Annotated in this window: 22 protein-coding genes; 8 read left to right on the top strand and 14 right to left on the bottom strand. The window is 52.2% G+C overall.

Annotation, left to right across the window (positions count from 1 at the left end; genetic code table 11):
* Both fusA and QEH53_RS14605 read left to right on the top strand, forming a co-directional pair.
* On the top strand, window positions 1–1,744 hold a 1,744-nt coding region (fusA, locus tag QEH53_RS14600), incomplete at its 5' end, for an elongation factor G (protein WP_309023953.1).
* Between the two features lie 556 nt (window positions 1,745–2,300).
* Window positions 2,301–3,470, top strand: a complete 1,170-nt coding sequence (locus QEH53_RS14605) for a hypothetical protein (protein ID WP_309023954.1) — start codon at window positions 2,301–2,303, stop codon at window positions 3,468–3,470.
* Window positions 3,471–3,493: 23 nt separating this feature from the next.
* Here QEH53_RS14605 and QEH53_RS14610 read toward each other — a convergent pair whose 3' ends face one another.
* Both QEH53_RS14610 and QEH53_RS14615 read right to left on the bottom strand, forming a co-directional pair.
* The gene (locus QEH53_RS14610; RefSeq protein ID WP_309023955.1) at window positions 3,494–3,961 is read right to left on the bottom strand and encodes a hypothetical protein; all 468 of its coding nucleotides are present in this window, start codon (window positions 3,959–3,961) and stop codon (window positions 3,494–3,496) included.
* 20 nt (window positions 3,962–3,981) lie between these two features.
* The gene (locus tag QEH53_RS14615) at window positions 3,982–5,175 is read right to left on the bottom strand and encodes a hypothetical protein (RefSeq protein WP_309023956.1); all 1,194 of its coding nucleotides are present in this window, start codon (window positions 5,173–5,175) and stop codon (window positions 3,982–3,984) included.
* A gap of 229 nt (window positions 5,176–5,404) precedes the next feature.
* Between QEH53_RS14615 and QEH53_RS14620 the strand changes: the two genes are divergently transcribed.
* On the top strand, window positions 5,405–9,424 hold the full coding sequence (locus QEH53_RS14620) for a response regulator (protein WP_309023957.1): 4,020 nt from the start codon (window positions 5,405–5,407) through the stop codon (window positions 9,422–9,424).
* 36 nt (window positions 9,425–9,460) lie between these two features.
* On the opposite strand, the gene QEH53_RS14625 is transcribed toward QEH53_RS14620, so the two are convergent.
* The 4 genes from QEH53_RS14625 to QEH53_RS14640 form a co-directional block, all read right to left on the bottom strand.
* Entirely contained in the window at window positions 9,461–10,129 is a 669-nt protein-coding gene (locus QEH53_RS14625; protein WP_309023958.1) for a hypothetical protein, read from the bottom strand.
* 48 nt (window positions 10,130–10,177) lie between these two features.
* Window positions 10,178–10,522, bottom strand: a complete 345-nt coding sequence (locus tag QEH53_RS14630) for a hypothetical protein (RefSeq protein WP_309023959.1) — start codon at window positions 10,520–10,522, stop codon at window positions 10,178–10,180.
* Between the two features lie 263 nt (window positions 10,523–10,785).
* Window positions 10,786–10,962, bottom strand: coding sequence for a hypothetical protein (locus QEH53_RS14635; protein WP_309023960.1), 177 nt, complete (start codon window positions 10,960–10,962; stop codon window positions 10,786–10,788).
* Between the two features lie 106 nt (window positions 10,963–11,068).
* Window positions 11,069–12,073, bottom strand: a complete 1,005-nt coding sequence (locus tag QEH53_RS14640; protein ID WP_309023961.1) for a rhodanese-related sulfurtransferase — start codon at window positions 12,071–12,073, stop codon at window positions 11,069–11,071.
* A gap of 147 nt (window positions 12,074–12,220) precedes the next feature.
* On the opposite strand from QEH53_RS14640, the gene QEH53_RS14645 reads away from it, so the two are divergent.
* Entirely contained in the window at window positions 12,221–13,711 is a 1,491-nt protein-coding gene (locus QEH53_RS14645) for a capsule assembly Wzi family protein (RefSeq protein ID WP_309023962.1), read from the top strand.
* Here QEH53_RS14645 and QEH53_RS14650 read toward each other — a convergent pair.
* The 5 genes from QEH53_RS14650 to QEH53_RS14670 form a co-directional block, all read right to left on the bottom strand.
* Window positions 13,708–14,562, bottom strand: coding sequence for a VOC family protein (locus tag QEH53_RS14650; RefSeq protein ID WP_309023963.1), 855 nt, complete (start codon window positions 14,560–14,562; stop codon window positions 13,708–13,710). The two genes, QEH53_RS14645 and QEH53_RS14650, sit on opposite strands and share 4 nt — an antisense overlap.
* 219 nt (window positions 14,563–14,781) lie before the next feature.
* The gene (locus tag QEH53_RS14655) at window positions 14,782–15,234 is read right to left on the bottom strand and encodes a cytochrome b562 (RefSeq protein ID WP_309023964.1); all 453 of its coding nucleotides are present in this window, start codon (window positions 15,232–15,234) and stop codon (window positions 14,782–14,784) included.
* Window positions 15,235–15,415: 181 nt separating this feature from the next.
* Window positions 15,416–16,381, bottom strand: coding sequence for a YafY family protein (locus tag QEH53_RS14660; RefSeq protein ID WP_309023965.1), 966 nt, complete (start codon window positions 16,379–16,381; stop codon window positions 15,416–15,418).
* Between the two features lie 65 nt (window positions 16,382–16,446).
* Window positions 16,447–17,280 (bottom strand): anti-sigma factor, encoded by an 834-nt coding sequence (locus QEH53_RS14665; RefSeq protein ID WP_309023966.1) that lies wholly within the window; start codon window positions 17,278–17,280, stop codon window positions 16,447–16,449.
* Window positions 17,277–17,861 (bottom strand): sigma-70 family RNA polymerase sigma factor, encoded by a 585-nt coding sequence (locus QEH53_RS14670; protein ID WP_309023967.1) that lies wholly within the window; start codon window positions 17,859–17,861, stop codon window positions 17,277–17,279. The genes QEH53_RS14665 and QEH53_RS14670 overlap by 4 nt, the downstream gene beginning before the upstream one ends.
* 275 nt (window positions 17,862–18,136) lie before the next feature.
* Here QEH53_RS14670 and QEH53_RS14675 point away from each other — a divergent pair, with 275 nt between their 5' ends.
* Window positions 18,137–18,469 carry a tetratricopeptide repeat protein gene (locus QEH53_RS14675; RefSeq protein WP_309023968.1) on the top strand — a complete coding sequence of 111 codons (333 nt, stop codon included), beginning with the start codon at window positions 18,137–18,139 and terminating at the stop codon, window positions 18,467–18,469.
* Here the strand turns inward: QEH53_RS14675 and QEH53_RS14680 are convergent.
* Both QEH53_RS14680 and QEH53_RS14685 read right to left on the bottom strand, forming a co-directional pair.
* Window positions 18,460–19,470 (bottom strand): cytochrome d ubiquinol oxidase subunit II, encoded by a 1,011-nt coding sequence (locus tag QEH53_RS14680; RefSeq protein WP_309023969.1) that lies wholly within the window; start codon window positions 19,468–19,470, stop codon window positions 18,460–18,462. The genes QEH53_RS14675 and QEH53_RS14680 overlap by 10 nt on opposite strands.
* Window positions 19,467–20,795 carry a cytochrome ubiquinol oxidase subunit I gene (locus tag QEH53_RS14685; protein ID WP_309023970.1) on the bottom strand — a complete coding sequence of 443 codons (1,329 nt, stop codon included), beginning with the start codon at window positions 20,793–20,795 and terminating at the stop codon, window positions 19,467–19,469. Before QEH53_RS14685 ends, QEH53_RS14680 begins: the two co-directional genes overlap by 4 nt.
* A gap of 195 nt (window positions 20,796–20,990) precedes the next feature.
* Here QEH53_RS14685 and QEH53_RS14690 point away from each other — a divergent pair, with 195 nt between their 5' ends.
* Genes QEH53_RS14690 through QEH53_RS14700 form a run of 3 tightly spaced genes read left to right on the top strand, consistent with a single transcriptional unit; the run spans window position 20,991 to window position 24,503 of the window.
* Window positions 20,991–22,085, top strand: coding sequence for a glycosyltransferase (locus QEH53_RS14690; RefSeq protein ID WP_309023971.1), 1,095 nt, complete (start codon window positions 20,991–20,993; stop codon window positions 22,083–22,085).
* Complete coding sequence (locus tag QEH53_RS14695) at window positions 22,075–23,343, top strand: oligosaccharide flippase family protein (RefSeq protein ID WP_309023972.1); 1,269 nt, start codon at window positions 22,075–22,077, stop codon at window positions 23,341–23,343. The genes QEH53_RS14690 and QEH53_RS14695 overlap by 11 nt, the downstream gene beginning before the upstream one ends.
* On the top strand, window positions 23,340–24,503 hold the full coding sequence (locus QEH53_RS14700; protein WP_309023973.1) for a glycosyltransferase family 4 protein: 1,164 nt from the start codon (window positions 23,340–23,342) through the stop codon (window positions 24,501–24,503). Before QEH53_RS14695 ends, QEH53_RS14700 begins: the two co-directional genes overlap by 4 nt.
* Here QEH53_RS14700 and QEH53_RS14705 read toward each other — a convergent pair.
* Window positions 24,469–26,010, bottom strand: a complete 1,542-nt coding sequence (locus tag QEH53_RS14705; protein ID WP_309023974.1) for an alkaline phosphatase family protein — start codon at window positions 26,008–26,010, stop codon at window positions 24,469–24,471. The genes QEH53_RS14700 and QEH53_RS14705 overlap by 35 nt on opposite strands.
* Window positions 26,011–26,019 lie beyond the last annotated feature (9 nt).

Consider the following 26,019-nt stretch of genomic DNA (forward strand, 5'->3'; position numbering starts at 1 on the left):
CTGGCGTTACGCCAACGACTCTGAAGTCGCCCGTATCATCTACGTCAACAAGCTCGACCGTATTGGCGCCGACTTCTACCGCGTTGTTAAGCAAGTAGAGAATCGCCTCGGCGCGCGCCCACTCGTCATGGTTCTCCCAATCGGTAAGGAATCCGAACTTAAAGGAGTCGTCGATCTCCTCACCCGCAAGGCTTGGGTCTGGGACGAATCCGGTGATCCTTTAAACTACAAGCTCGAAGACGTGCCAGCAGATATGGTGGATGCCGTTGAAGAGTGGCGCGAAAAGCTCATCGAAACTGCCGTCGAACAAGACGACGAGCTCATGGAAGCTTACCTCGAAGGCAACGAGCCTTCGATCGAAGGACTCAAGAAGTGCATCCGCAAGGGCACCATCGCCCTCGATTTCTTCCCCACCTACTGCGGTTCTTCTTTCAAGAACAAGGGTGTGCAAAACGTACTCGACGGCGTCGTCGACTACCTGCCAAACCCAACCGAAGTAAAGCCGCAGCCAGAAGTGGATGCAGAGGGTAACGAAACCGGCAAGTTCGCAATCGTCGATCCGAAGGGACCTGTCCGTGCTCTTGCGTTCAAGATCATGGACGACAAATACGGCGCACTCACCTTCTTCCGCGTCTACACCGGCACTATCTCCAAAGGCTCATCGCTGCTGAACACCTTCACCGGCAAGACCGAACGCATCGGCCGCATCGTCGAGATGCACGCAGACAGCCGCAACGAAGTCGATTCCTGCCAAGCAGGCGATATCGTAGCGTTCCTCGGCATGAAGACCGTTCAGACTGGTCACACGCTCGCCGACGAAAACGATCCTGCAACCCTAGAGCCAATGGTCTTTCCAGACCCCGTTATCTCCATCGCCATCACTCCGAAGGACAAAGCTAATGCGGAAAAGCTTGGCGTAGCCCTCGGCAAGATGGTTGCGGAAGACCCATCCTTCCGCGTTGAGACCGACGAAGATTCCGGCGAAACCATCCTCAAGGGCATGGGCGAGCTTCACCTCGACATCAAGGTGGACATTCTCAAGCGCACTTACGGAGCTGAAGTTATCGTCGGCAAGCCACAGGTCGCCTACCGCGAATCCATCACAACCCCGATCGCAGACAGCTACACGCACAAGAAGCAGTCTGGCGGTTCCGGCCAGTACGGTAAGATCGAGTACACCATCGAACCAGGCGAGCCAGGTTCCGGCTTCCAGTTCGAATCTAAGGTTGTTGGTGGCAACGTTCCTAAGGAATTCTGGCCAGCCGTTGAAAAGGGCTTCAAGCAATCCGTCGATCGCGGTGTCCTCGCCGGCTACCCTGTAGTCGACGTCACAGTCGCCCTCACAGACGGTGGCTACCACCCCGTCGACTCTTCTGCAGTCGCTTTCGAAATCGCAGCCAGAGCGGCCTACCGCCAGTCCATGCCGAAAGCTGGTCCACAGATCCTCGAGCCGATCATGAAAGTAGACGTCTTCGTACAAGAAGCGAACATCGGTGACGTCATCGGTGACCTCAACCGTCGTCGGGGCATGATCAAAGAGCAGGACTCCACTCCAACTGGCGTACAGATCAAGGCAGACGCACCGCTATCCGAAATGTTCGGATACATCGGTTCGCTCCGTACTATGACTTCTGGTCGCGGCCAGTTCTCCATGGAGTTCTCACACTACGCACCTTGCCCTCGTAACGTCTCAGAGGAAGTCATCAAGGCTGCCCACGAACGCGAAGAAGCCAAAAAGAAGTAGTCGAAATCTCGATACAAACCCTTTAAATATCAAACGCCCAGCTCGTACGAACTGGGCGTTTTTTCGTCTCATCACCCTATTGTGAAGAACACACTGAAAAGGTTCCTGCTCTAGGAAGGGCGGACCAACTTGTACCAATTGGCAGCACGCCAGCACGGTAACAGCCTAGACGCTTCAACCTACTGAGCATAGCGGTCTTCCAGTCGCAGGGTTAGGTCCAGCCGAGCGATCGTCCCTTTCCTCGAAAACAAAGATGAAGGTTAGATTGATGAACAGTTGCTGCATCCCAAAGCGGGAGCAGACATGGGAATGGAGGATTCGACGTCAAACAAGTCCACTTACAGTTACAGTAAAGGCTCTAAAAAACACGGTCCTCGTTTTCCAAAATACAAAGTAAGATCGAAACACCTCGCCCTTCTCCTACTCTGCACCCAAAGTTTCGCCCTTTCAAATGCAGAGTTTCCACCTTCAAATCCGCAGTGAGTACGGAAAACATCGAAGCAAAACCTCCGAAGCCGGCACTGCCATCCCTTTCATCAAGCGATAATCGATTTCCATGTACAAACGCACTATCCTCGTCACCTGTCCTAAAGCCTGCGCTGAATACTTGGCCGAAGAACTCGACTCATTAGGTTACAAACCAACCTCCCTCGTTTCAAACGGCGTCTTTATTTCAGGAACATACGAAGACTGTATCCGTCTTAACCTGACCCTAAGAACCGGCCTGCGCGTTCTCTGGGAAGTCGACAACTTCACTGCCCGCGACGGTGAAGACCTCTATCACCAAGCGGTTCGCATGCCTTGGGAAGAGTGGATCCCCGCTGAGGACGCCTACATTTCGATCGTATCCTCCGTCCGCAACGAAACCGTGGTGAATACAAATTTCCCCAACCTTCGCCTCAAGGACGCGATCGTCGACCGCATGCGCGAAGTCACAGGGGACCGCCCTAATTCAGGGAACGAGCGCGACCGCGGAGTCATCTTCCTTTACTGGCATGAGGAGGAAGTCTGCATCTACCTCGATACCTCTGGAATCCCTATCTCCAACCGCTCGTATCGAGCTATGCCAGGAGCCGCGCCCATGCGCGAAAACCTTGCCGCTTCGGTCATCGCTGCTACGCGATGGGATAAAGCATCCCCTTTCCTCAACCCCATGTGCGGATCCGGCACTCTAGCCATCGAGGCTGCACTGCTCGCATCCGATGTACCCGGGCAACAACTACGCCACGAGTTCGCATTCCAACACTTCAAACCGTTCGATAACGCACGCTACCAAGAAATAAGAGCCGAAGTCCGCAAGCGCATCCCCGACTCTCTCCCTTTTCCGATCATCGCCTCCGACATCGACCGCCAAGCCATCCGTGCCGCCGAAACCAATGCCAAGAAGGCTGGTGTCTCCCACCTCATCGACTTCCGCGTTTGCGACTTCCGCGAAGCACCAATCCCTGAGGAGTCCGGAACCATTGTATTGAATCCTGAATACGGCGAGCGTCTCGGAGAGCAACGCCAACTCGAAGAAACTTACAAGACCATCGGCGACCTCTTCAAGCAACGCTGCCCCGGCTATTGGGGCTACATCTTCACCGGTAACAAAACCCTCGCAAAACGTGTCGGCCTGAAAACAAAGCGTAAGATCGAGTTCTACAACGGCCCCATCGAATGCCGCCTCCTCGAGTACGAACTCTACGGCGGCACCCGAAACCCCAAGTACAATTCCCAGGACTAAGCTTTCGAAGGGCCCCGCTTTCCCTATCTATTCAAAGCGTACAAGGCGGCCCACTTGTTGCGACTGTAGACTCCAAGATTGATTCGACGTAGTTCTGACGACGACACCTCCTCGGACACAATCCCAATCGCGCCTCTGTTCGCGTTTACGAACGCTACTAGATCCTCAATATTCGAAAACATACGGGGCATCTTCCCGCGACCGCTGTAAGCAATGCGTTGCCAGTGGTTTTTGAACTTATTGGATGTCATGCCCGTATACTCCGCAAGAGCGCCATCCACAGCTGGATCCGACTTCAAAATGGCAATAACCACTTCCGAACCGGATTCCCAAAACTTCTCCTTACCTGTGAGCATCAGCTTTAGTTGCTCCTTGTTCAAAGGTTCATCGTTTTTAAGATTCGCTACAATATCGGAAGCTGACGCTATCCCTATACCGAAACTAGCGATCGCAAGAATTAAAGAAAACAGTTTTGGGAGTGAGCGTTTCATGGGATAATATTCCACTGTGCTTAAAACGAAAAAGTACTCTTGGCTGCAAACAGCGTCCAAGCTTCTTCATCTAAGATGGGGTTCTGCTGCAATTCATTGAACAGCCTGGCTGTTCCTTTAATATCATGAATTTCAGCCTTAAGGCTCCAATAGTCAGTCACATCGTACCGAATCGAAAACTGCAAATCCTTGTTATAGGCTGAACTTGGATTAAGCGTTCCAATACCTTTTCGATTGTCGCGGTTTTCATAGTATTCTACATAGGTGACCGAAGCTTCTAAACGGTCAAACCGTCTAGCGGCGCTTAGGTAAAATGAATCCCCTTTAATTCTCGTATCTTCCCTTGTAGTGAACACGCCCGCTATATCGGAAATGACAAACAAACTGACATCCGAATAAAGATACTCGCCCACGAAATTCCATTCTCCTACGAAGTACTCTATGGAAGCCGTCGTATTCACTAAGTCGTAGTCTTCAAATTCACTTCGGAAAGGCAGACCTGCCAAATAGCTTGGTTGAGCATCCAGCGGTACCGTACCCAAAGTCGTGGCAGACATGTCCATAAATTGCGTCACGCTAAAGCCCATTCGCAAGCCGTCCAATCCCGGACTAAGCCAAAGCTGACCGCCGTAATTATATTTAGAATCAATAAATTCTACCTTTAGGTTGTCAGCAACTCGTGAAGCAGAAGTCAAAGCTAGGCCCGCTACGCCTCCGTCCTCCTGAAGTTCTACTATCCCACCATAAATATTGTAGTCTAGATAGGCTCCCTTCCAAAGATCCAGATTTCCGTATGCAGATAGACCATCTAGAGACGCGCTGATATCACGAAAACGTTGGTCATAAATCCCCATCGGGAGCAGTACGCTAGCTCGCGAAACATCTATGTCCTGAATATGAGCGTAGACTCCAACTTCCCTTTTTACTCGCCCGGCTCGAAGCCCGAATTCCCGTTTGAAATTGTAGTCAACAAAAAGGTAATCCACCAAAGGCTCGAAATTCCCGTACGGCCCCAGTTCAAACGCGAAAAGCTGCCCGTTGACAGTCGTACGATCCTGCAATGTCCACGACGCGTTCAGGCCAAGCTCCACGAACTCAAAGGATCCATCCTCGGAATCTACCAGGTAGTTGTAGTGCGACGACTGCAGATAGCCATTGCTGACGAAACCGCCGATCTGAAGGTCCTTCCCGCGAAATCCCGCGTGAAGATTCACCGCCAGAAGGCAGCCTAGAAGAGTTGTGAGAGATAGGATTCGGTTCATCCTGAGGAAATCGTTACGTTACAAACGCGGTGTGCGGTCTTTTCAGTCATTGCTGGAATCGACCGTATTCTCTGGAGATGAAGCGATTTCTGATGTCTAAGTCTCATTTCACCCTGAAGGAAACTCGGGGTTTACATTCAGTAGAGGAGGGATTCTGACGATAGGGGTATCGACCACTCAGATGCCCATCGAACTTGGACATAGCCTTAAACACGTAGCCACGTCTATCCTTCTTCTCTTTCTAGCTCTAGCGAAGAGCTCAGGATACGACGGCACCGGAAGCCCGATCGTCTCGCACATTCCTCCAGAGACCATTTTCGGGACACACTCCTTCGTCGACATGGGTGAAGACCCAAGCGGCAGACTCTACGTGGCATCGGACTCGGAGCTCATTTACAGCGATGGAGAAGACTGGAATCGGATCGACACTCTGCCTCTAGGAAAGATTGTTCGCGTCCTGTTCGGATCAAATGACCTTATCTACATCGGTACCACCGAGGACTTCGGGTCCATCACGGTCGATCGAGAGCGCCCCTTCAAATTCAATAGCCTTAAAGACAAAATAAAAAATCCCAGCGCCGAATCTGGAATATGGACCCCAGCGCTCGTCGCAGCCAACGGTGATCTACTCCTTCTCAACGGCGCTTCGGTCGCCCGGCTTTCCTCTGATAATCAAACCACAATCTGGAAACTCCCCTGTCGAAGCATCCAGAGTATCTTCGAACTGAATGGGCAGCTTCAGGCCCTCACAAGCGAATCGCTTTTCACGAATCTCCTCCCTGACGGAGAGTTCGAACCCCTGCAGCTAGCGTCGGACGTGTATTCAGATATCAACGTCAGAGCTCACTGCAAACTGTCCGCAGACCGAATTCTTTTCATAGACCAGTCCAACAAACTCGCATTTTGGAATGGTCAAACAATATCGCCCCTGGAAATCGATCGCGAGCTGGAGGAGAGGATTCACTCGATCGAATCGCTCACTGCCCTTGGCGAAGAGCTGCTCGTTGCCACGACGAGAGACCTAGGTCTTATCGTATTTAGTCTCGAAGGCGAGTTTCGCTACACCATCGATCAATTCGCCAACATAAAGACGAGAAGCCTGCGAAGAGCCTACGTCGCAAACGATGGATCTCTATGGCTCGCTCACAATGCTGGGCTCTTCAGAGTAGATCTAATCTCAAAAGTATCTCTCTACAACCACTCCTTCGGAATCGAAGGTTCAGTTCAGCAAATCGTCGAATCAAATGGAGTAATCTTCTTTAGCACACCTATTGGAATATACCAATATATACAAAACGAAGATACTACTCCCTTTGCTTTCAAACTTCTAACTGAGCTTCCATCAAGCAACTATCTTCTACCAACTCACAACGGCATGCTTATCGCCGGAAAGAGCGGAATATACTTTATGGACGAGTTCCGCCAACTGACAGAGATAAATTCTATCGCCACAAAAAGAATCATTCAATCTAGACAAAATCCAGAGACATTCATCGCCCTTTCTGAAAACTCACTCACTACCATACAAAAAAATAAAGAGGGTTGGAATTCATCATTTTTATCTAAGCCTGCCCTCTCATCTGGCTATCTCTCCATAGAGTTGGATGAAGACAACAATATCTGGCTGCTCGATAGCCTAGGTTCAATCAAACGCATAGTCTTTAATGATACAATCGAATCCATTCAAAGCTACGATATCAATAAAAAGATATCCCGACTTTTTGAACGCAATGGAAAGATAATAGTTAGAAGTGAAAAAGATAGCTTTTTCACATTCGAAAAATCCAGCAATTCGTTCAAATCACTCACTGATTGGAACAATATTCACGGTGATGAATTCTTCTCGACTTTCGAGACCCTAATATCCGATCCAGACTATAATCTAATCGTCGGACAAGATACTGTCAGCGGCACCCTAACCGACCTCCCTCCCGGTGACTACGCCAAAGGATTGAAAAACCTCGCACGCGGCTCAAACCACCGTGCCCAGGCTTTTCTTGTCGAAGATGCAGGCTACATATGGGTGGCCAACAGTTTCGGCGTCGTCCGGACCCCCCTTTCTCACGATCCGCCTGAAATCAAAGAGTTCCATACCCGAATAACTCGTATTCTTGATATATCCACTGGCGATCCCATCAATAAGTCATCACTCAAAAACGGGAAATCCCAAGCTTCTATTCCGCACAGCCAGAATTCCTTAAGATTCGAATACGCGCTAGAGAACTTCGAAACACCTAACTTAAATCAATACCAGGTTTTTCTCGAAGGATACCAAAAAGACTGGGAGACCTTTTCCTCGCAACGCTACAAAGAGTTCACCAACCTTTCCCCTGGGAACTACGTTTTTCACGTAGTCGGCATGAATGACTATGGTGAATCTGGCGAAATCGAGAGCTACGCCTTCACGATCAAGGCTCCACTCTACGACAATGCCTACGCATACGCTCTTTATACAACCGTCGCTGCCATGCTCATCGCGTATTCATTCCGCTACAGAAGTCGAAGGCTCAGACAAAGCAACGCCAATCTCGCAAGACAAGTAGCCAAGCAAACCGCTGAAGTGAAGCGTCAGGCGGATGATCTAAGTCAGAAGAACGCTATGCTTGAAGAGTCGCTTCGAGAGTCAGTGAGACTCACCGAGAAAGCTCAAGAGGCTGACAAAGCCAAGTCAGACTTCCTCGCAAATATGTCCCACGAAATCCGCACGCCAATGAATGGTATCATCGGAATGTGCAGCATGCTATCCGACACTTCTCTCAATCCCGATCAAGGCTCATTCCTATCCACAATCCGCAATTCAAGCGAGTCGCTCTTAACCATTATAAATGATATTCTCGACTACTCGAAAATAGAGGCGGGCAAACTAGAAATTGAAAATGTACCCTTCGACGTTCGAGACACTCTGGAAGACGTCGTAGAGCTTTTCGGCCCAACGGTTCGCGAAAAGGGAATCGCCCTCCACTACCGAATCTCCAAAGACATCAAGGCAAAAGGGCTAGGAGATTCGACCCGTATCCGGCAAGTTCTTGTCAACCTAGTCGGCAATGCCATCAAGTTTACCGAACGTGGTGAGGTGCGAATAGACCTTGCCCGCCATGCGCAGGAATCCGAGAACTCACTAAGGTTCGAGGTTCACGATACAGGAATTGGTATTCCAAAACCTAAATTGAAGAAGCTCTTCAATGCCTTCACTCAAGTAGACGCCTCCACAGCAAGACGCTATGGAGGGACAGGCCTCGGACTATCAATATCGAAGAGCTTAGCGACTCGCATGGGCGGAAGCATGCATGTCGAAAGTGAGCCCGGAAAAGGAAGCGTATTCAGCTTTACCATACAATATCCCTCCACTGAAGACGATACCCGCTCAGAACCTCACCTACAGTCACTCTTCTCTAAGCGACTGCTGATTGTTCATAGCTCACCGGGCGAACTGACCACACTCGAAAAGTTGGCAGCCAACTACGGCATCAACACTACCTCCGCGTCGACTGCCAATCAGGCAATAGAGCTCGCAGCAAACGCGAACAGCCCTTTCGATATCGTGTGGTGCTCAGAAAACCCCAAAGGACTCCAGGCACTAAGCCTGCTGGAACGCATTCACAGATTAAAGTCATGCAAAGAAGCGGGATTGATCATCATGACGAACAACGCTTCCACTATCAAAACCGATAGCTCTAGCTTTGGTCACCAAATCCAATACATACAAACGCCCGTTCGCCAAGGAACCCTGCTAAGAACCACGGCCACACTCTGCGGATACAAACCACCCGCGATCTCTCAAAAATCATCGCCCACAAATACGATCACGAAGATAAACGACGAAATCAGCATGCTCGTCGTCGATGACAATCCAATCAACATCAAGGTCGCCAAGCATATGCTAAAGAAGATCGGATACAAGGCGGATACCGCTGTCAACGGCCTGGAGGCGGTCGAGGCGGTCAAGAAAAAGCGCTACGACATTGTCTTAATGGACGCCCAAATGCCAGAAATGGACGGATTTGAGGCAACAGAGAGAATACGCTCTGACTTTGCGCCAGACAACCAGCCGCGGATCATTGCGATGACGGCGGGCGCTACCGAACTTGACCGCAAACGTTGTGAATCCTGCGGAATGAACGGCTTCGTTAGCAAACCTATCAAGCTCGACCTCCTGCTCGCAGCCATCAATGCAGAGCTAGTGCATCTCAATGCCAACTGAGCTGGCATCCCTATACAAAACGTAACCTCGATTCAACTACAGCTTCGGCATAGGCAACTTGCCACGCAATGCCTTCGCCTTTTCCGACAACTCCGGCTCGGCTTCTAAAAGCGCCTGCAGCCCTTCAATATAGTCGTCACTTAGCTTGGCCCTAGGTCGAGTCGCATTCGTCAGTATTGTCTCTATCGACTCAGACCGCTCCTTCCCCTCAGGAATACTCTCCATCAACGATACAAGCTGCGCCCCTCCATCACTACGAGACGCAAGCGTCCCGCTCAGCGAGGGAAGAAGCTTCGCTCTCGTTTCCACCGATTCCAATCCATCGAAATAATCCCGAGCCTTGTTATAGTCTCTCCTAGCCCAGCTACCGATCGCTGTTTGCTGCTGTTGCAGACGATCTTGAGGGTCCTTTATCGATTCAGCCAAACGCAGCCCGATTTCTGGCTGCATAAATACAAGTGGTCTTGAAATCTCCATCGCGACTCCCTCTAAAAGTCCCTCAGACTCCAAGCGCGTGACAAGGCTATCATTATCTTCCCGACTCCCATTCTGAAACGATCGCTGAAGCATCGATGCGAAGCTAGCCTCCACTGCCGGATCGGATTGATTATCAAACGCATAGTTAAGAGCCCCCACCCGATCCGATTCCACCCAACCTCGCAAAAATCCTTCCAGCGCTCGTTTCGCCTCCTCGGGATCTTTCATCTGGGACAGAGCATCCAATGGAGCCTCCGTATCCAAAGTTCCCCAACGCTAAAAAATCTGACTTACCCACTTATTCCGATCCTCCGAGTTTTCGATTATCCTGAGCTTTTCAAGCAGCTGTGCCTGTTCACCGTTTTCAAACGCTGCTTCTATCAGAAATCGCCCAAACGTAGCGTACTTCTGATTCGCGCGATCACCCGCATAAAGCCTCAAAAGCGTATCTGGATCCTGCTTCGCCATCTCCGCTGTCGCCCCACGAGTGAGATAAATGTCCATCATACCCGAAGACTCTTTCAAAAACCCAATCGCCACATTCCAAGCCGCATGTACATCCGTTTGCACCCAACCTGCCAAAGCCGCTGACATGCCGTCACGGCGATTCCGCCAATCCAATTCAATAGATACGGAATAAGCAGTCGGACCGTCGAGCTCCGCTCACTTCACGAAAAATGGCTGCAGCAATCCGCCACGCTCACTGGGTCTGCCACATCCATTATCTTCGCCATAATAGCAGGAGCCTCCTCCGCTGTCATGGACTCAAAAAGCCTTTCACCCTCATGCGCCTTCCGACGAGCCGATCCATGGGACATCGCCAACGCCACGCGCTCGTCAAAAGAGAGTTGGTCCGAATTGCCTGAACCAGACGTATTCAAATTTTAAACACCTTCCTCCACCTCTACTTCCTTAGTAAAGTGGTTGGACATCGGCTCCTCGTCTAACGCGACACTCTCCATCTTATCCGGAGAGGAACGAAAATATATAAAACTAGCGCATACGCCAGCAACGCCTCCGACGATAAGCGCCAGAGTAAACAAAAGGGTACGGGATTTCATAAGAGTAACAGTGCGTATCCTGACAGCAAACACTGCCAACCGTTCCCCTAAACTCCGAGACCCTAGAATCCCTTACAGTAAGATCAATGCCGCTTCACTCCAGACTCTACTCGCCACACCCGCACTCAGGCTGCTTTCGGTTCGCCTCCTCGCGCTCCTTGAGCTTCATCTCGCGCCACTGCTCGCGCTCGAGTAAGGTCGCACCGATATGCTTTCGCCCAAGAGCCTTGCTGATCTCGACTTGCTTTTGGCGCTCCGCGGCGCGGATGCGTTGTTCCTCGGATAACGTATCGAAACAATGAGGACAACTGATACCTTCGACGTACTTTTCGGACTTGGTCTCCTCCTCCGTCAAAGCATGGCGGCACGCACGACACATTTCGTAGTCACCCTTCCGCAACGAGTGATCCACAGCCACGCGGTTGTCGAAAACGAAACAATCCCCTTCCCAAAGACTTTCCGTGGGATCGACTTTCTCAAGATAGTTAAGAATTCCACCTTCCAGATGGTAGACCTTTTCAAAACCCTCCTTGAGCAAGAGGGATGTAGACTTTTCGCAGCGAATTCCCCCCGTACAGAACATGGCCACCTTCTTGTTCTTCTTATCGGCGAGCTCCTTCTTTACGTAGTCAGGAAATTCACGAAATGACTTCGTGTTGGGATCCAATGCGCCCTTGAAAGTGCCGATCTCGTACTCGTAGTCGTTGCGGGTGTCTACGAGAACAACGTCTGGGTCGGAGATCAGCTCGTTCCATTTATCGGGCGGCACGTACTCACCTACCTGATCGTTCGGGTTCACTTCGGGCAAGCCCAGACGTACGATTTCCTTCTTGAGTCGGACCTTCATTCGGTAGAACGGACACTCGTCCGCCCAAGAACGTTTCACCGTCAACTCTCCGATCGCAGGATCCGACTGCAGATACGCGAGCACAGCCTCCACGCCCGCTTCCGAACCTGCCATCGTCGAATTGATCCCTTCATGGGCAAACAGGATAGTTCCCTTCACGCCGTGCTGCTCGCACACTTCCAGTAGAGGCTCTTTGCGGGCTTCGAAATCGGGCAGATCGACAAACTTGTAGTAGGCTACGACCAGTGATTTTTCCGTACTCATGCAGGCGGGATAGCTTTCAGAGCGAAAATGTCGAGTTTTCAGTATAGCTAGGGCAACCACCCAAAAAGCTGTCGACGTATTCTAGATTCCATCAATCCAAAAAACGCGCTTCCACTGAGCTGAATAGTGCTCTTTAACCGTCATCTTATGACTTTCAAAGCCGATCCAATCCCATCGCGCACCCTTTTCAATTTCAATTCCGTCGTGGCTGCCCTTTTTCTGGTTTCCACCCCATTGGTGGCCAAAAACTCAATCGAGCCCGGCGACGAAGCACTCCGACACCATCTCCAGCTGCTGGTCGACGAAGGAGTCATCAATACTCTCAGCACCACCTGGCCCCTGTCCGACAAAGAGATCGCCTCAAGCATCGCTAGCCTCAACGAAGACGAGCTTACGGCGGAGCAATCCCAGTCATTGAACGCTCTCCAACAAAGACTGCTTAACACTGCCTCAGCCTCAACAGTCATTCAATACGGCAACCGCCGCCAAGAACTGCGGGGCTTCGCCGACGATTTCCGCGAACAGGGAGAGATTCGCTTCAAGTCCTCGGAACAGGTCGGCCTCTTCACCTTCCACCTTCAAGCCTCCGCCGTCGACAATCCTCTGGACGACAAAGAAGTGCGACTCGACGGCAGCTACATAGCGGTCGACTTAAAGAACTGGCAATTCGGAGCCGGGGCAGTCGACCGATGGTGGGGACCCGGATGGCAGGGCAGCCTCATCCTCTCCAACAACGCTCGTCCCAGTCCCGGAATTTTTCTCAATCGGAACACCACCAAGGCTTTCAACCTCCCTGTGCTCCGCATGCTCGGTCCTTGGTCTTTCAGCTCATTCGCCAACCAGCTAGAAAGTGACCGCCACATACCAGAAGCTAAACTTCTCGGGGCTCGCTTCACCTTCAAGCCCATCGATTCTTTGGAGGTCGGGCTCACCCGTACGGCGCAATGGGGAGGAGACGGACGGCCCGAAACTTGGGACAGCCTAAAAGACCTGATCCTCGGCAACGATAACGTAGGTGACGGTGGGATCGAACTCGACGGTTCCAACGAACCCGGAAACCAGCTCGGAGGTATCGACCTTCGCTGGACCACCCGATTCGCCGACCAATCAGTCACTTTCTACGGCCAACTTATTGGCGAGGACGAAGCAGGCGGATTCCCTTCCCGGAAGATCGGCCTCTTCGGCGTTGAGACTCCCGTCAACACCGACTGGTCCAACGGACGGATCTTTCTAGAAGCGAGCGACACCACCATGGATTTCCTAGATGATCGCTTCGCGAATTCTGCATACAATCACAGTATCTACCAGAGCGGCTATCGCTACCGCGGCAACGCGATCGGAGCATCCACCGACAATGACTCTCGCCTCCTCACATTGGGCGGCATGCACGAAATTGGTCCGCTGAACTCACTCACCTGGAAGGCGCAGTATGCCTCGCTAAACCGCGATGGAAGTCCAGGCCGCAATACCGTGGCTAGCTCCCACGAACAAACCGGAATCGTCTCGGCAAAATTCGAGCGCAAGCTCAACGAACAAGTCTGCCTTGGAGTGAACGCCACTCATATCCTAAACGACGTTACTCCAGACTCTCGAATCTCAAAGTCGAGTATCCAAGTTTCGCTTACAATCCAAAACTAGACAACCAGCTCAGCACCGGGCTCGCGCACGTACTGTTTCAGCGAATCGTCCATCAATCCAATGGGCTGACTCAAGTGTATCAATACACCATTGGGATCGACTGTCACGCAGGTACGTTCTCCCCAGGGCTGATCCGTCGGTTCCTCACGAAAGAGCAGTCCCTCAGCCTTGAGGTGACTAAAAGCAGCATCAACGCATTCCACCGTCAGCGAGATCCACAATCCATCACCCGCAGTCGCGGCCTCAAACTCCGGTTGCCCCGCTTCGGAAGCGCTCGCCATGACCCCTAACTGCTCACCTTCGGGGCCGAGCAGATGCAGATAGCACGGAGCGTCGAACACCGCTTTGAAGCCGAAATAGGATACGTAGAAATCGCGCGTCTCCGATAGCTTATCGCTCACGATTCCCATACAGAGCTTCGCTTCATCTGGCAGGCCAGAGCTCAGATCTCCTCCACCAAAGCGCTCAACCAAAGTCCCTACTTCGCGAACGAGTCCGCGATAGTGCAGGTCAAAAAGCGTATCCGTCATATCAGGACGCTGCGACTTAAACATGGTAAATGAAGCAGCGGTTTGCCCATTGTCCGCCTTGAAGACGCGCATCGGAAAGCTCTCCACCAATTCAAGCGTTGGCCCCGCCAACATCTCGATGCATCCGCTCGAGCGATCAGCATCTATTGCAAAAGCGAGTTCGCCCCCTTGCGGGGTTCGGATAGTCCAACGCTCGTCCTTCTTGTGGACCGACCCGCAAAAGCTCACAGCCCAAAGCGGCAAGGTTTCTGGATTGGAGAGAAAAGAGAACACTTCGTCGACCGAAGCGGAAACAGTGATTGTAACAGTGCGGTTTTTCATATCGCCGCCACTATACACTTCGCCGCTGACAACCCTATGTCAGCAGAGATGAAGTATTTCTACATTTTCCGTCACCGATGCTTGCTCGTCTCGACGCGGTTCTTAGCTAAGACGGACACCCGCACCCGCGGAGTCCATTGCACAGCAAAAAAATCCCTGCCGCTTCGAGAGCAGCAGGGATGTAAATACTTAGGCAGTCTCGAAGAGCGAGCGTTCCGATCAATCTTCGTCTTCAGGCTTGTAAGCTTTATGCCCTTCTTTGCGGGCATCGTTGATCTTGCCGACAGTCTTCTGAGCAGCCTCCGCATCGCCCTCTTCCAAGGCCGCATGCAATTCCTCAAGCAAAGTGATGGTCTGTTTCATTCCCTTTCGGTAACCTTCCAAAAATTCCTTCTTGGCGGCATCGCCCTCTTGTTGGGCCAGCAAACTCGGTTCCAGATCGAGCGACTTTTTCGCGTGTTCGAGCATAATTGCAACCTGCTCAGCAGCAGCGGAAAATTGCTCAGGGTCGCGAATCGCCCGACGGACCAACTTCCAGGCGTCCCCGATATGCTCCATTTCCTCTTCGAGAGGCGAGTGATCGTGCCCGCCCTCTTCATTATGGTTCGCAAATGCAGCAGGAACTCCCGCGAGAAGGCTCAGAATACAGAACAGGAAAGGACTTTTTTTCATTATCTTTTGGGAAGAGTAGATTGGTTTTCGCTTACAAATAAGGACGCATTTGAAAACAAGCTGAGCCAGCGAGCAAGTAAATCCGCAAGAACGGACCGGTTGGAGCAGCCCCCCCCTCTTTTTCAACTCTGCAAAGCTTACTCCTTAGAAGCGAGACATCCTCTCGCAATCGGTGATCGGCTCAATTGCAAGTCACTCGAATCGCATGGTGATCGGCCACTTTGCGCGCTTCCTCTGCTAAAGCATGCTTCATCTCCTCTGGCTCAAGCACAGTAGCGTTCTCTTGAAATGAGAGGAGCCAGCCCGTCATCCAGTCGCAGGCTTTCGTAGCCAATACGAGGATACTCCCCCCTTCGACCTCATGCTCAGACACTAAGCCAAGCGACCACTCGCGACGCGCCCGTCCCACTGAAATTGTCTTGAAAAATATCTTCACCTCCAGGCTCTCGGTACGGTCGTGCTGTTTCTCCAAATACTTCTGCAAATTGAAGTTTCCGTGCTGTTCCGTGTTTCTGTCTAAAATATCAATTTTTTGGATACGATCGATACGAAAATCCCTGTAATCCTTTCGCAAACGACACCATGCGATCAGGTGCCAATAGTCGAGGTAGTGGATTAAGCCCAGAGGCTCTACGTCTCGCTTCGTTACCTCGCCTCGCCCACCGCCTTGGTAGGCAATTCGCAAAGCACGCGACTCCGCAAGGCACGTTTGCAGGTCTACCAGGCGAGCTACGCATCCGTCCGGCTTAGGTGCATGGCTGCTCCACCCGAAGATCACGGATTCCTCCACCCGTTCCAATCTACTCTTCTGCCGATCGGGCAAGGCTGCCTTCACCTTGAGGAGCGCAGACTGGATGGAGGCATCCAAAGACGGATCGCTTGTCTTGCTTAAAGCTAAGCCTGCCATTCCTAAAGCTGCCGCCTCGTCCTCCGAAAACATGATCGGCGGCAACAGATAACCTTTCATCAGCGAGTAGCCCACGCCCGCTTCCGCGATCACCGGGATCCCAATCTCGCTCAAAGCTGCCACGTCTCGATAGACAGTACGCAGGCTGATTTCGAAATGAGCTGCAATATCTTCCGCACGCGTAACCCGCCTGCTCTGCAACAGTAGCATCGTACCCATCAGCCTATCGATTCGATTCATCGATCGCGAATCAACCCAGGGAGCGCCTATCTGGCAACCCTCTATCAATATCGGCTCGGTACAGTCTAATTACCCATCAAAATGATCGGGCCCTTCGGCGTCGTGTCGCTGCCACCCTTGGCCTCCAAACTGAGAGCGAAAGCGTCGATGTCCGCTATGGATTCGGAACCTGAGAACGCATATTCAAGGGTGCCCTCCTCGTTCGTGTTGAACACTCCAGCGCTAACCGGTGACTCGTAAGCTGGATCGATAATCCAAAGTTGGTAGTCTTGATCCGAGGACAACGCGGGCAATTGCGAGACAGTCAAACGACCCGACTGCTGCGAAGCGTTCCAAACCGCCACAGCTTGAGCGTTCGGAGCCGACTCTAATTGAGACTTGAGGACTGCGATTCGAAGATTTTGCAGTGCTCCGTCGCTTTCCAACTGCCGCAATTCTGCCTCGAGATCGTTCATTTCCTGAAGATGCGAGACTAACAATGAATCTACCCGATGAGCGTATTCAGCCTGTAACGACGCTAGACGTTGAGATATATCAGTCCGTTGATTCCAGAGAACCAAACTTGTGATAGCAAAAGCCGCTGCCAGACCCCAAGGAATCCAGGAAAAAGAATTTCCAACGACCTTAGTCTCCATGGCAGCGTCGGCGTCTCCTCCAGAAGCCATGAGCGGTTCTTCAGATTGGTCGGTCATTCCCATTATCCGCTCTTCGAGATCCGCCGGGGGTTCAACCTCATCAGCCGTCAAAGCCAAAAGATCGGATGTCTCAGCGTAGCGCTCGACGGCTCGTTTCGCCTCGGGGTTACGATCCAACTCTGACTCGAAGGCGAGCAACTCATCTCCCTCGAGCAAGTCGACGGCATAGAGTGCAGCTAGCTCTTGAAGCTCGTCGCGACTCATAGCTTGCCCTCCAATTCTACCCGCAAACGCTCTAAGCCCCTACGGATCCTCGACTTGACGGTGCCCAAAGCCTGCGACTCCCGGTCTGCTATTTCGCTCTGCGAGAGCCCTCCGAAATAAGCTAGTTGCAAGACTTGACGTTGATCTTCCGTTAAGACGTCGAACGCCTTGCGTACAACCTGAGCAGCTTCGCTTGCCCGTAGGTTCTCGAATGCACCCGCCAAAGGTGCGCTCTGCGTCAATTCCAGGATGTCTTGCTTGGAATCTTCCACGATTCTCCCTCGACGCGTCTTCTTACGAATACGGTCGATGGCTCGGTTGCGAATGATTCTCGATGCGAACGTCAACGGCTGAGCTAGGCTCGCGTCATATTTCGGGGCCTGCTTCCAAAGTTCTAGAAAAGTCTCCTGCATGAGTTCGTCAGCGTCCGCACCATTTCCGGTGAACTTAAAAGCAGCAGAATAGAGAGCTTTGGAAATACGTCGATAAAGAATGCGAAATGCATCTCGGCTACCTTTGCCCGATTCCTGCAATAGGTCGGCATCCGTCAGATCGGAAAGTTGTTCGGACTTTAAATTCACAAAAAAGAGAGGAGGCTTTTCTCAAACATACGTCTTCACAACGTCATCGGATCCCTAACAAATGCGCTTTTTCTACCAATACGAAGAAAATGATGCATTTGCGCGGAATCGAGGATCCGGTCGCCCGAGCCGGGCGAATATCCACGATAAAGGCGAATCCAACCCTTCGCCCAAACAGCCGACCTCCGGATCCTACAACTCATAGCGCATCAAGATCATAATCCAACCGCCGTCCGTCTCATTAATACTACAAATATCCAGGAATTAGATACGCCATGACATTCAATACCTCACGCACTGGCCTCTTTACCGCGTCCGGCAACCTCGCCATCGGGAGCCACCTACTCGCATCGCCCGAAGACTTTGTAGAACGCGGGCACACCCTGATGCAACTATCGCAAAAGGAGATCGGACTAGAATATTATGAACAAGCGGCATACGTCTTTGCCGAAGCGCTCGAGATTGATCCCGAAAACTCAAAAGCGAGGCTCGGCCTTGCATTGGCGATGAACACGAATTGTAATTTCAACACCGACTATCACCAAATAGCTGATACGAAACAGGAATCGGTATCTAAAAATGGTATGTTCGGTCTTCCTCAATCGTAGCTCAAGTCAGTGGCCTTCCCTCGAAAAACTCGATAGGCGAAAATCGTATATCCGATGAGGAATGGGAATACGATTCCTGTTCCGATCAAGATTACCTTGAGCGACTCCGGAGCCGCAGCTGCCTCTACTATCCGCAATTGACCGGGCACGATGTAGGGATGAAAGCTGTATACTAGCCCCACGAAACCGAGCACGAAAATCGAAACCGAAATCGCAAATGGCATAGCCGACAATCGATCACCCGGCATCGGCAAAGCTCCGAGCAAGAAGTGCATTATCACCGTGAGCAGCATGGAGACCAGCGGCATCGCGATCAGCAGCGTCGCTTCCGGAAACGCAAACATTCGATCATAGATCCTCGTATCCACGAACGGAGCCGCGATGCTGCTCAAGACCGCCCCCGCCACCATCGACCAAATACCTAATCGCGCCCACTTGACTGCAAAGCGTTGCAATTCGTCCTCTGTCTTCAATATCAGCCAACACGCCCCCATCAAACCGTACCCCGCTACCACGAGAAAGCCGAAGAAGATCGAAAACACTTCGCTCACCCAACCCGGCTGGAACCCCACCACGAAGCGGCCAACCATATAGCCTTGGCTCAAGGCGACCACGAGGGATGAGAGAAAGAAAATCCGGTCCCAACGCGCCTGCTTTTCCGGTGCCACCTTCTTACGAAAGTCGAACGAAACCCCTCTGAATATGAGCCCGATCAACATCAATGCCACCGGTAGGTAAAGCTCCCCTAGAACCAGCCCATGGGCCGCCGGAAACGCCACTAGCAAAAGCCCCACTCCTAGGACCAGCCAAGTCTCGTTGGCATCCCAAAACGGACCGATGGAGCCAATCATGCGATCTCGGTTCGACCGCGGAGCGAAAGGTGAAAGCAAACCAACTCCCAAGTCGTACCCATCAAGCACCGCGTACAACAGCATCGAAAGCCCGATTAGGAAGGCGAAAACGAACGGCAGCCAAGCCCCATCCTGCATTAGGTCATTCATGTCGGATTCGGTTTGCGGTTAACATCTCCCGACCGCTTCGCGTGTAGGGTCAGATAAAACACAGCGGTCATATAGGCCACTAGCAATATTCCATAAGTTACCAAGTAAGCTGCGAGCGTGGCCCCTACGTTCGCCGGAGGCAGGTCCGCCACCGCGTCCTTTGATTTCAGCACTCCTTGCACCAACCACGGCTGGCGACCGATCTCGGTCACGTACCAACCGGCTACCGTCGCCACCCAACCTGCAAAAGTCATAGCTTGGAGCAGCTGCAAGAACCGCCGTGGCAACTCCCGCTTCTTCAGAAGCATCCAGCCTCCGTAAAGCCCAGATAAAATCATCAACATCCCCATCCCAACCATCACACGGAACGCCCAAAAAACCGGTGCCACCGGCGGATGCTCGCCTTCGAACGCATTGAGACCTCGCACATAACCGTTCAGGTCGCGGGTGACGATCAGGCTTCCCAGCTTGGGTATCGAAACTTCGAAGCGGTTCTCCCTAGCCTCTTCGTCCGGCAATGCAAACAGCGTCAAGTGCACGCCCTCCCCGCCCTCCCATAACCCTTCCATAGCGGCTAGCTTTTGAGGCTGATGATCCCGCGTATTCGTTCCGTGGAGATCCCCTACGAACAACTGCAGCGGCGCCAGCACAGCTGCGAGGAACAAACAAGACCTCAAGCCCGCCCGGGCCGCAGGACCGTTGTCACCTTTCAACTGTTTGTACGCCATCAAGCCCGCTCCCAGGAATGCCACGGTCAGCCCCGAAGCCAACACCGCATGCACAAAACGGTACGGCATGGATGGGTTGAATATTACCTCCTTCCAGCTAGTTGCGTGAGCAACTCCTTCGATCATTTCGAATCCAGTGGGCGTATGCATCCAACTGTTTAGGGCCAGTATCCAGAAAGCGGATAAAGTCGTGCCTGCCGCCACCAGAAACGTCGCCAAGCTGTGCACCCACGGCTTCACTCTTCGGAAGCCGAACAGCATTATCCCCAGCATACTCGCTTCCAAAAAGAAAGCGGTCAGCACCTCGTATGCGAGCAATGGCCCGGCAATGTTACCGACGGTATTCATGTAGCCCGGCCAGTTCGTTCCGAACTGGAAGGACATAGTCACTCCACTCACGACCCCCAGACTGAAGCTCAAGGCAAAGATCTTAGTGAACAAGAAGTATAGCTCCATCCACTTCTCGTCCTTGCTCCGTTGGAAGCGGAACTTGAAGTACAGCAACAGCCATCCCAAGCCGATCGTGATCGACGGGAAAAGGATGTGGAAAGTGATGTTAGCCGCGAACTGGATACGCGACAAGACGAACGCGTCCATGGCAATACGTGGTTAGGCGTTTAAGTTGAATTAAGGCGACTGCCACCCAAACCGCTCTCTGGCTGAGTATCGAGCTTATCAGTAAAACTATAAGCACTCTTGATTTCTGATAGTCCCCCATCTCATAGCAATCAAAGCTTTTGCCTATTGCCCCTGAGCATGCGGACGCTACCTTGCCTACTCAAATTCCTCGCTGTGCCAGACGCCATCAAATTGCCAAACCTCACTGTCGCGGTCGTAAACTACAACGGGAGACCCTATTTGGCAGAAACGATCCGTGCCGTCCAGCTAGCCGCCCCCTCCGGTACCGAAATCGCGATCGTGGACAACGCGTCGACTGACGACAGCCGGGCCTTTGTTGAAAGCGAATTTCCGGAAGTTCAAATCTGGGCAAAACCTGCGAACGACGGTCCTGGCCATGCCAGAAACCTCGCTCTCGCCAAGGCGAAAAGCCGTCACGTACTTCTCCTAGATAACGATGTCTCTCCCGAGCCGGAGTGCATCGACTCCCTCTTCGAAGGCCTACAGCAACACCCTTCTGCCAGCGTCGCTCTGACCAACATCGTTTATCACGACCAAAACGACATCACGCAGTTCGCAGGGGCAGCCTCCCATTTCCTGGGCACCGTGATTCCATTATGGGCGAAACAACCTCGAGAAGCTTGCGGCAATGTAGTGTTTACGTGTTCTTCTCTCATCTCTTCCGCCCTCCTCGTAGATCGGGAGAGGCTGGGAAATCTAACTCTTTTCAACGAGGACTTGTTTATCTATTTCGAGGACCACGAAGCCGGGCTCCGCTGCAATATCGCCGGCCAACGTATTATTTGCGTTCCCCACGCTACCTGTCGCCACCGCGAGGGTTCCATCGGGCTCTCAGTGCGCCAAACTGGGGAAGTAAAACCTATACGTATTCAACAAAGCATACTTAATCGCTGGTACGTATTGATGACCCTATACCAAAAGCGAACGCTCGCTAGATTCCTACCCGCTCTTGTCTTCTTCGAAGCGGTTCAACTCGGCGGTGCCATCGCGAATGGATGGACTCCACATTGGTTATGGGCCGCCAAGGAATTGTTCGCCCGACGAAAACGCATCTTTGCGCAACGAGCAGAGGTTCGTCGAATTCGCCTTGTCCCGGATTCCCAAATACTCGAGGGAGGCTCGTTCCCCTTCAACCGCGAGCTCAAATCGTCAAAGATCCAAGCCCTGGGACAAGGGATGATCAACGTCGTCTGCCATATCAACTGGAGCCTGACCGGGCCGAAAAATCATTCTCGAAATGGCGAGTAAGACGAAGCGAGATCTCATAACCAGCTTAGGATCCCAAATCGGTTATAAGCTGGTTGGCTTCTTGACCGTCGCACTCCTGGCGAGGCACCTCGACAAGGATGATTACGGACGTCTAACCATGAGCCTGTCCCTATGCGCCGCGGTAGTCCTTCTTACTGATTTGGGGCTTAGCGCGGATCTCGTTCGAAAAGTCGCGGTAAAGCCTTCGAGAATAAAAGCCCTTCTCACAACAACGGTATCCACCCGGATTCCACTCCTCGTAGCTTTCGTAGTCTGCATCAACGTCGTTGTCGCCCTAGTCAAACCGGACCTCCTTCCCGTCGTCGCAGGCATATCTGTTTACACGGCCCTCAAGGACTTGCAGCGGACTTATTCATCCGCCTTCACCGGCTTGAGGCGCATCAAACGAAGCATCGCTTCCTTTTCCTCCGGAATCATCGTCACCCTTGTCGGAGTCATATTGGCCAGCCAGCTGGACCTAGGAAACATGTGGATCCTCGTGGCTTACTTGGCGGGTGGCGCTACCATGCTCTTTTCTGGGGTGTACTTATTCAAGCGTATCCACGGCCCCATACATCCGACATTCTCATGGGAAACGATCCGCGCCAACGCGTTTCAAGCATTCGGACTTTTTGCCTTATCAGGACTATCTTATGTTCACTACGCTCTCGATACCATATCCCTTGGGTTTCTTTCTTCTTACGACGAGGTAGCAAATTATGAAGTCGCCTCCCGCCTTTACGAGGCCTCCCAATTCGCGATACGTCCCGTCACTCTCATTATGTTCCCAATATCGGCTAAGCTCGTATCCGACGGTTCCTGGATCCAGTTTCGGAACTTGCTGAATCGAATGTTTTTGGCTTCGGCCAGCATCGGAGTGTGCGCATGGTTGATCACCTTAGCTTTGGCAGGACAAATTATGAGCTTCATCTACTCCGAGTCCTTCGCCAATTCCGCGCCGATCTTACAACTCCTCTTCGCAGCGACACCATTTCTCTATATCGCCACCGTGGGGCTCTTCATTTCGGCTTCCCAAAACCGGGAGAGCTTTGCCTGCATCGTAGTGCTCTCAGCAATACTGGTGAAGATTCTCGCCAACCTTTGGGTCATCCCCAACTACGGAACTTACGGAACCGCAGTCGTGAACCTGATTACTCAGTCCGCTATCGCAATTATCCTCTGCGTCGACGCCTATCGATCCATACCGAAGATCGGAAAACTTGACCAACCGCAACCACCTTCCTCCGATATCAAGTGAAAATTGCAGTAATAGCAGCCTGCCCCTTCCCTTGGCCTCGCGGCACCCCATTGCGGACTTTTCGCCTCGCTGAAGCATTGGTCAAGCGAGGGCACGAAGTGCACGCGATCACCTATCACCTTGGAGAGGACAGCGAGTCCCCCTTTCCGATTCACCGAATCGAAAATGTCTCAAGCTACCAGAAAACGAGCCCTGGTCCTAGCTTACGCAAGCTATTCAAACTCAACCCAGCCCTTACCCGGCTTACGAGAATACTCCATCAGGAGATTCGCTTCGATGTGGTGCACGCCGTTCATTATGAGGGAATGATGGTCGCGAAGTCCGCTGTACAAGATGCGCCGCTAGTTTACGACGCCCACACAACCTTGGCTGGAGAACTCCCCGACTACTTTCCCGGATTGCTTAAGCCTCTCCTTCGCGCCATCGGGTCAAAACTGGACCGGAGCATTCCTTCCGCGGCCAGCCATATTGTCTCAGTATCCGAAACGATCACCAAAACCTTGATACGCAATGGAGCGGTGAATCCCGCAAACATCGACACGATAGCCAATGGCGTAAACTACCATCTTTTCACTTCTGAAGCCCCGATCGAGCCTGACCCAAAGCGAATCGTTTTCACAGGAAATGACGCTCCCTACCAGAGACTAGACTTATTGCTAGATGGATTCGCGATTGCCCTCCAAACAGTCCCTAGCCTTCGCCTATCCATTGCGGGCTCTGCATCGTTCGAATCTGCAAAAAAACGGGTAAAGGAATTGAAAATCGGATACGCGACCGAGGTACTCGATATTCCTTTCGACAAACAAATTGACCAGCTGGCCAGAGCGTCCATCGCGGTAACGCCCCGAACCGTCTGCGATGGATTGCCCCAGAAACTGCTCAACTATATGGCTGCAGGAAAAGCCATCGTGGCCTGCAAAGGCTCGTCAGGTCCCATCGAGAATGGCGTCACCGGTCTGACAATACCAAACGATGATCCCAAGGCCATGGCCGAGGCCATGTTGACCCTTGCCAACGATCCGAAGCTAGCCAAGAGCCTCGGCCTCGCTGCATCCCTCAAAGCGAAATCCGAATACAGCTGGGACGCTGCTGCTGAACGGATCGAGGAGATATACATGCGGCTTCTCAGCGAAGCTGATCAGCAACCGAATTCCCTTTAAGTTTTTCGTTCCGAGGAGCCCCAAGCCAGTCGAGGAGTGTTGGGGCGAGGTCAATCGGATCGATAGCGTCCTCTACTGTACCATTGCCGATTCCAGGCCCGGACGCCACGAACCAACCTCTGGGCGTGTGGTTACCGGAGCGGCCCGACACTAACTTTTGCCCCTTGGGCCAACGAATCTCTCCAAATAGATCGCTACGTACGCCACAGGATTCAGCCGTCGGAAAGTCCGCCTCCCACAGGACAATCACATCCGGCAGCACATTTCGTTTCGGCGCATTTTCGCCAACTAAGGATTCTACGCGAACTACGCCCTTCACTATTTTCCGGCCCGTTTCAATATCGCGGAAGCTCTTCAGCCCTTCCTCCAAGCGCGCCACTTCGGCATCGATTTCCGCAGGATCCAACGCACCTTCCAATTCGCGTCCCTTCACATTCAATCGAACATAACCATTGTAATCCATCGGCAAGCTGAAATAGCGCGTCTTGCTCCAGTCGTACATACGCCTCGACCAAACTGGAACCAAAGCTTGATTCCAAGCGTGAGGGATTCGCCGTGTAACTTGCCTAACCCAAGTCCAAGGCAAAGCCTTTTTCAGCCGAAAAACCAAGCCCTTCTTCGCTGGCTGAGTAGTCTGTCCACCATTGTGGACACACTCGACCATCCGCGGCAGATATTCGTACCATCCTAGATTTGGCCCCATCCCGTGTAGAGCAAATGCGATGACTCGAGCGGGCTCCGGCATCGAATCCAAGATTCTACCCAATGCAGCATCCATCGCCACGAACAATTCATCGCGAGCTCCCTCGATGAGCTTAAGTTCACTCTCCTTCGCTCCCGCAGTATCCACCTGAGTGAGGTCCCAAAGATAGTGAGTAGCACGGTGCAAAGATCCAAAAACAGCCATGATCAAATCGTGTTGCCCGGCCTTCACGTACTCGATCGCTAGATCAGTAAACTGCTCCAAGGATTCGAGGGACTCCTTCCTCAATGCGAGCAGCGTATCCACAGATTGAGGACCAAATACCTCTGGCTCCATCCGAGCCTTGCCCAAAATTCGCTCCAGACGTCCCCACTCTCCCGCAGGCTTTTCTAACCTGCCAAAATCGTCATGGCACTGCCAGCCTCCGATAATCGTTTGGTTGGGCTTCTTCGGTGCTCCTGAGACATAAGGCAAATCTAGAATTGCCACGCGTAGCTCGTCATCTAGGTCCTCCCAGAATGGCCGCTGCGAAAGCCACTTGGAATCCGCATATTCGATACGCTGCTTCTCGCTGCGCCAGAGCTTGTTGAAGTACCATCCATGATCACCCAAATGCGAGGAGGTAAAGAAACTGCTCCAAACCAAACTCAAGAAATAGGGCGGTTGATTTACCAGACGTCCCGACTTACCGCCCTTCTTGAGAGCCTCGAGCCGTGGCATTTTGCCTGACGCAATTAAGCGGTCGATGACTTCGATTTCTACAGCATCTAATCCCAAGACAAGGGTGGGCACTTTTTCTTTCATTTCGGTGTA

It is taken from the genome of Pelagicoccus sp. SDUM812002 (assembly GCF_031127835.1).
GTDB lineage: Bacteria > Verrucomicrobiota > Verrucomicrobiia > Opitutales > Opitutaceae > Pelagicoccus.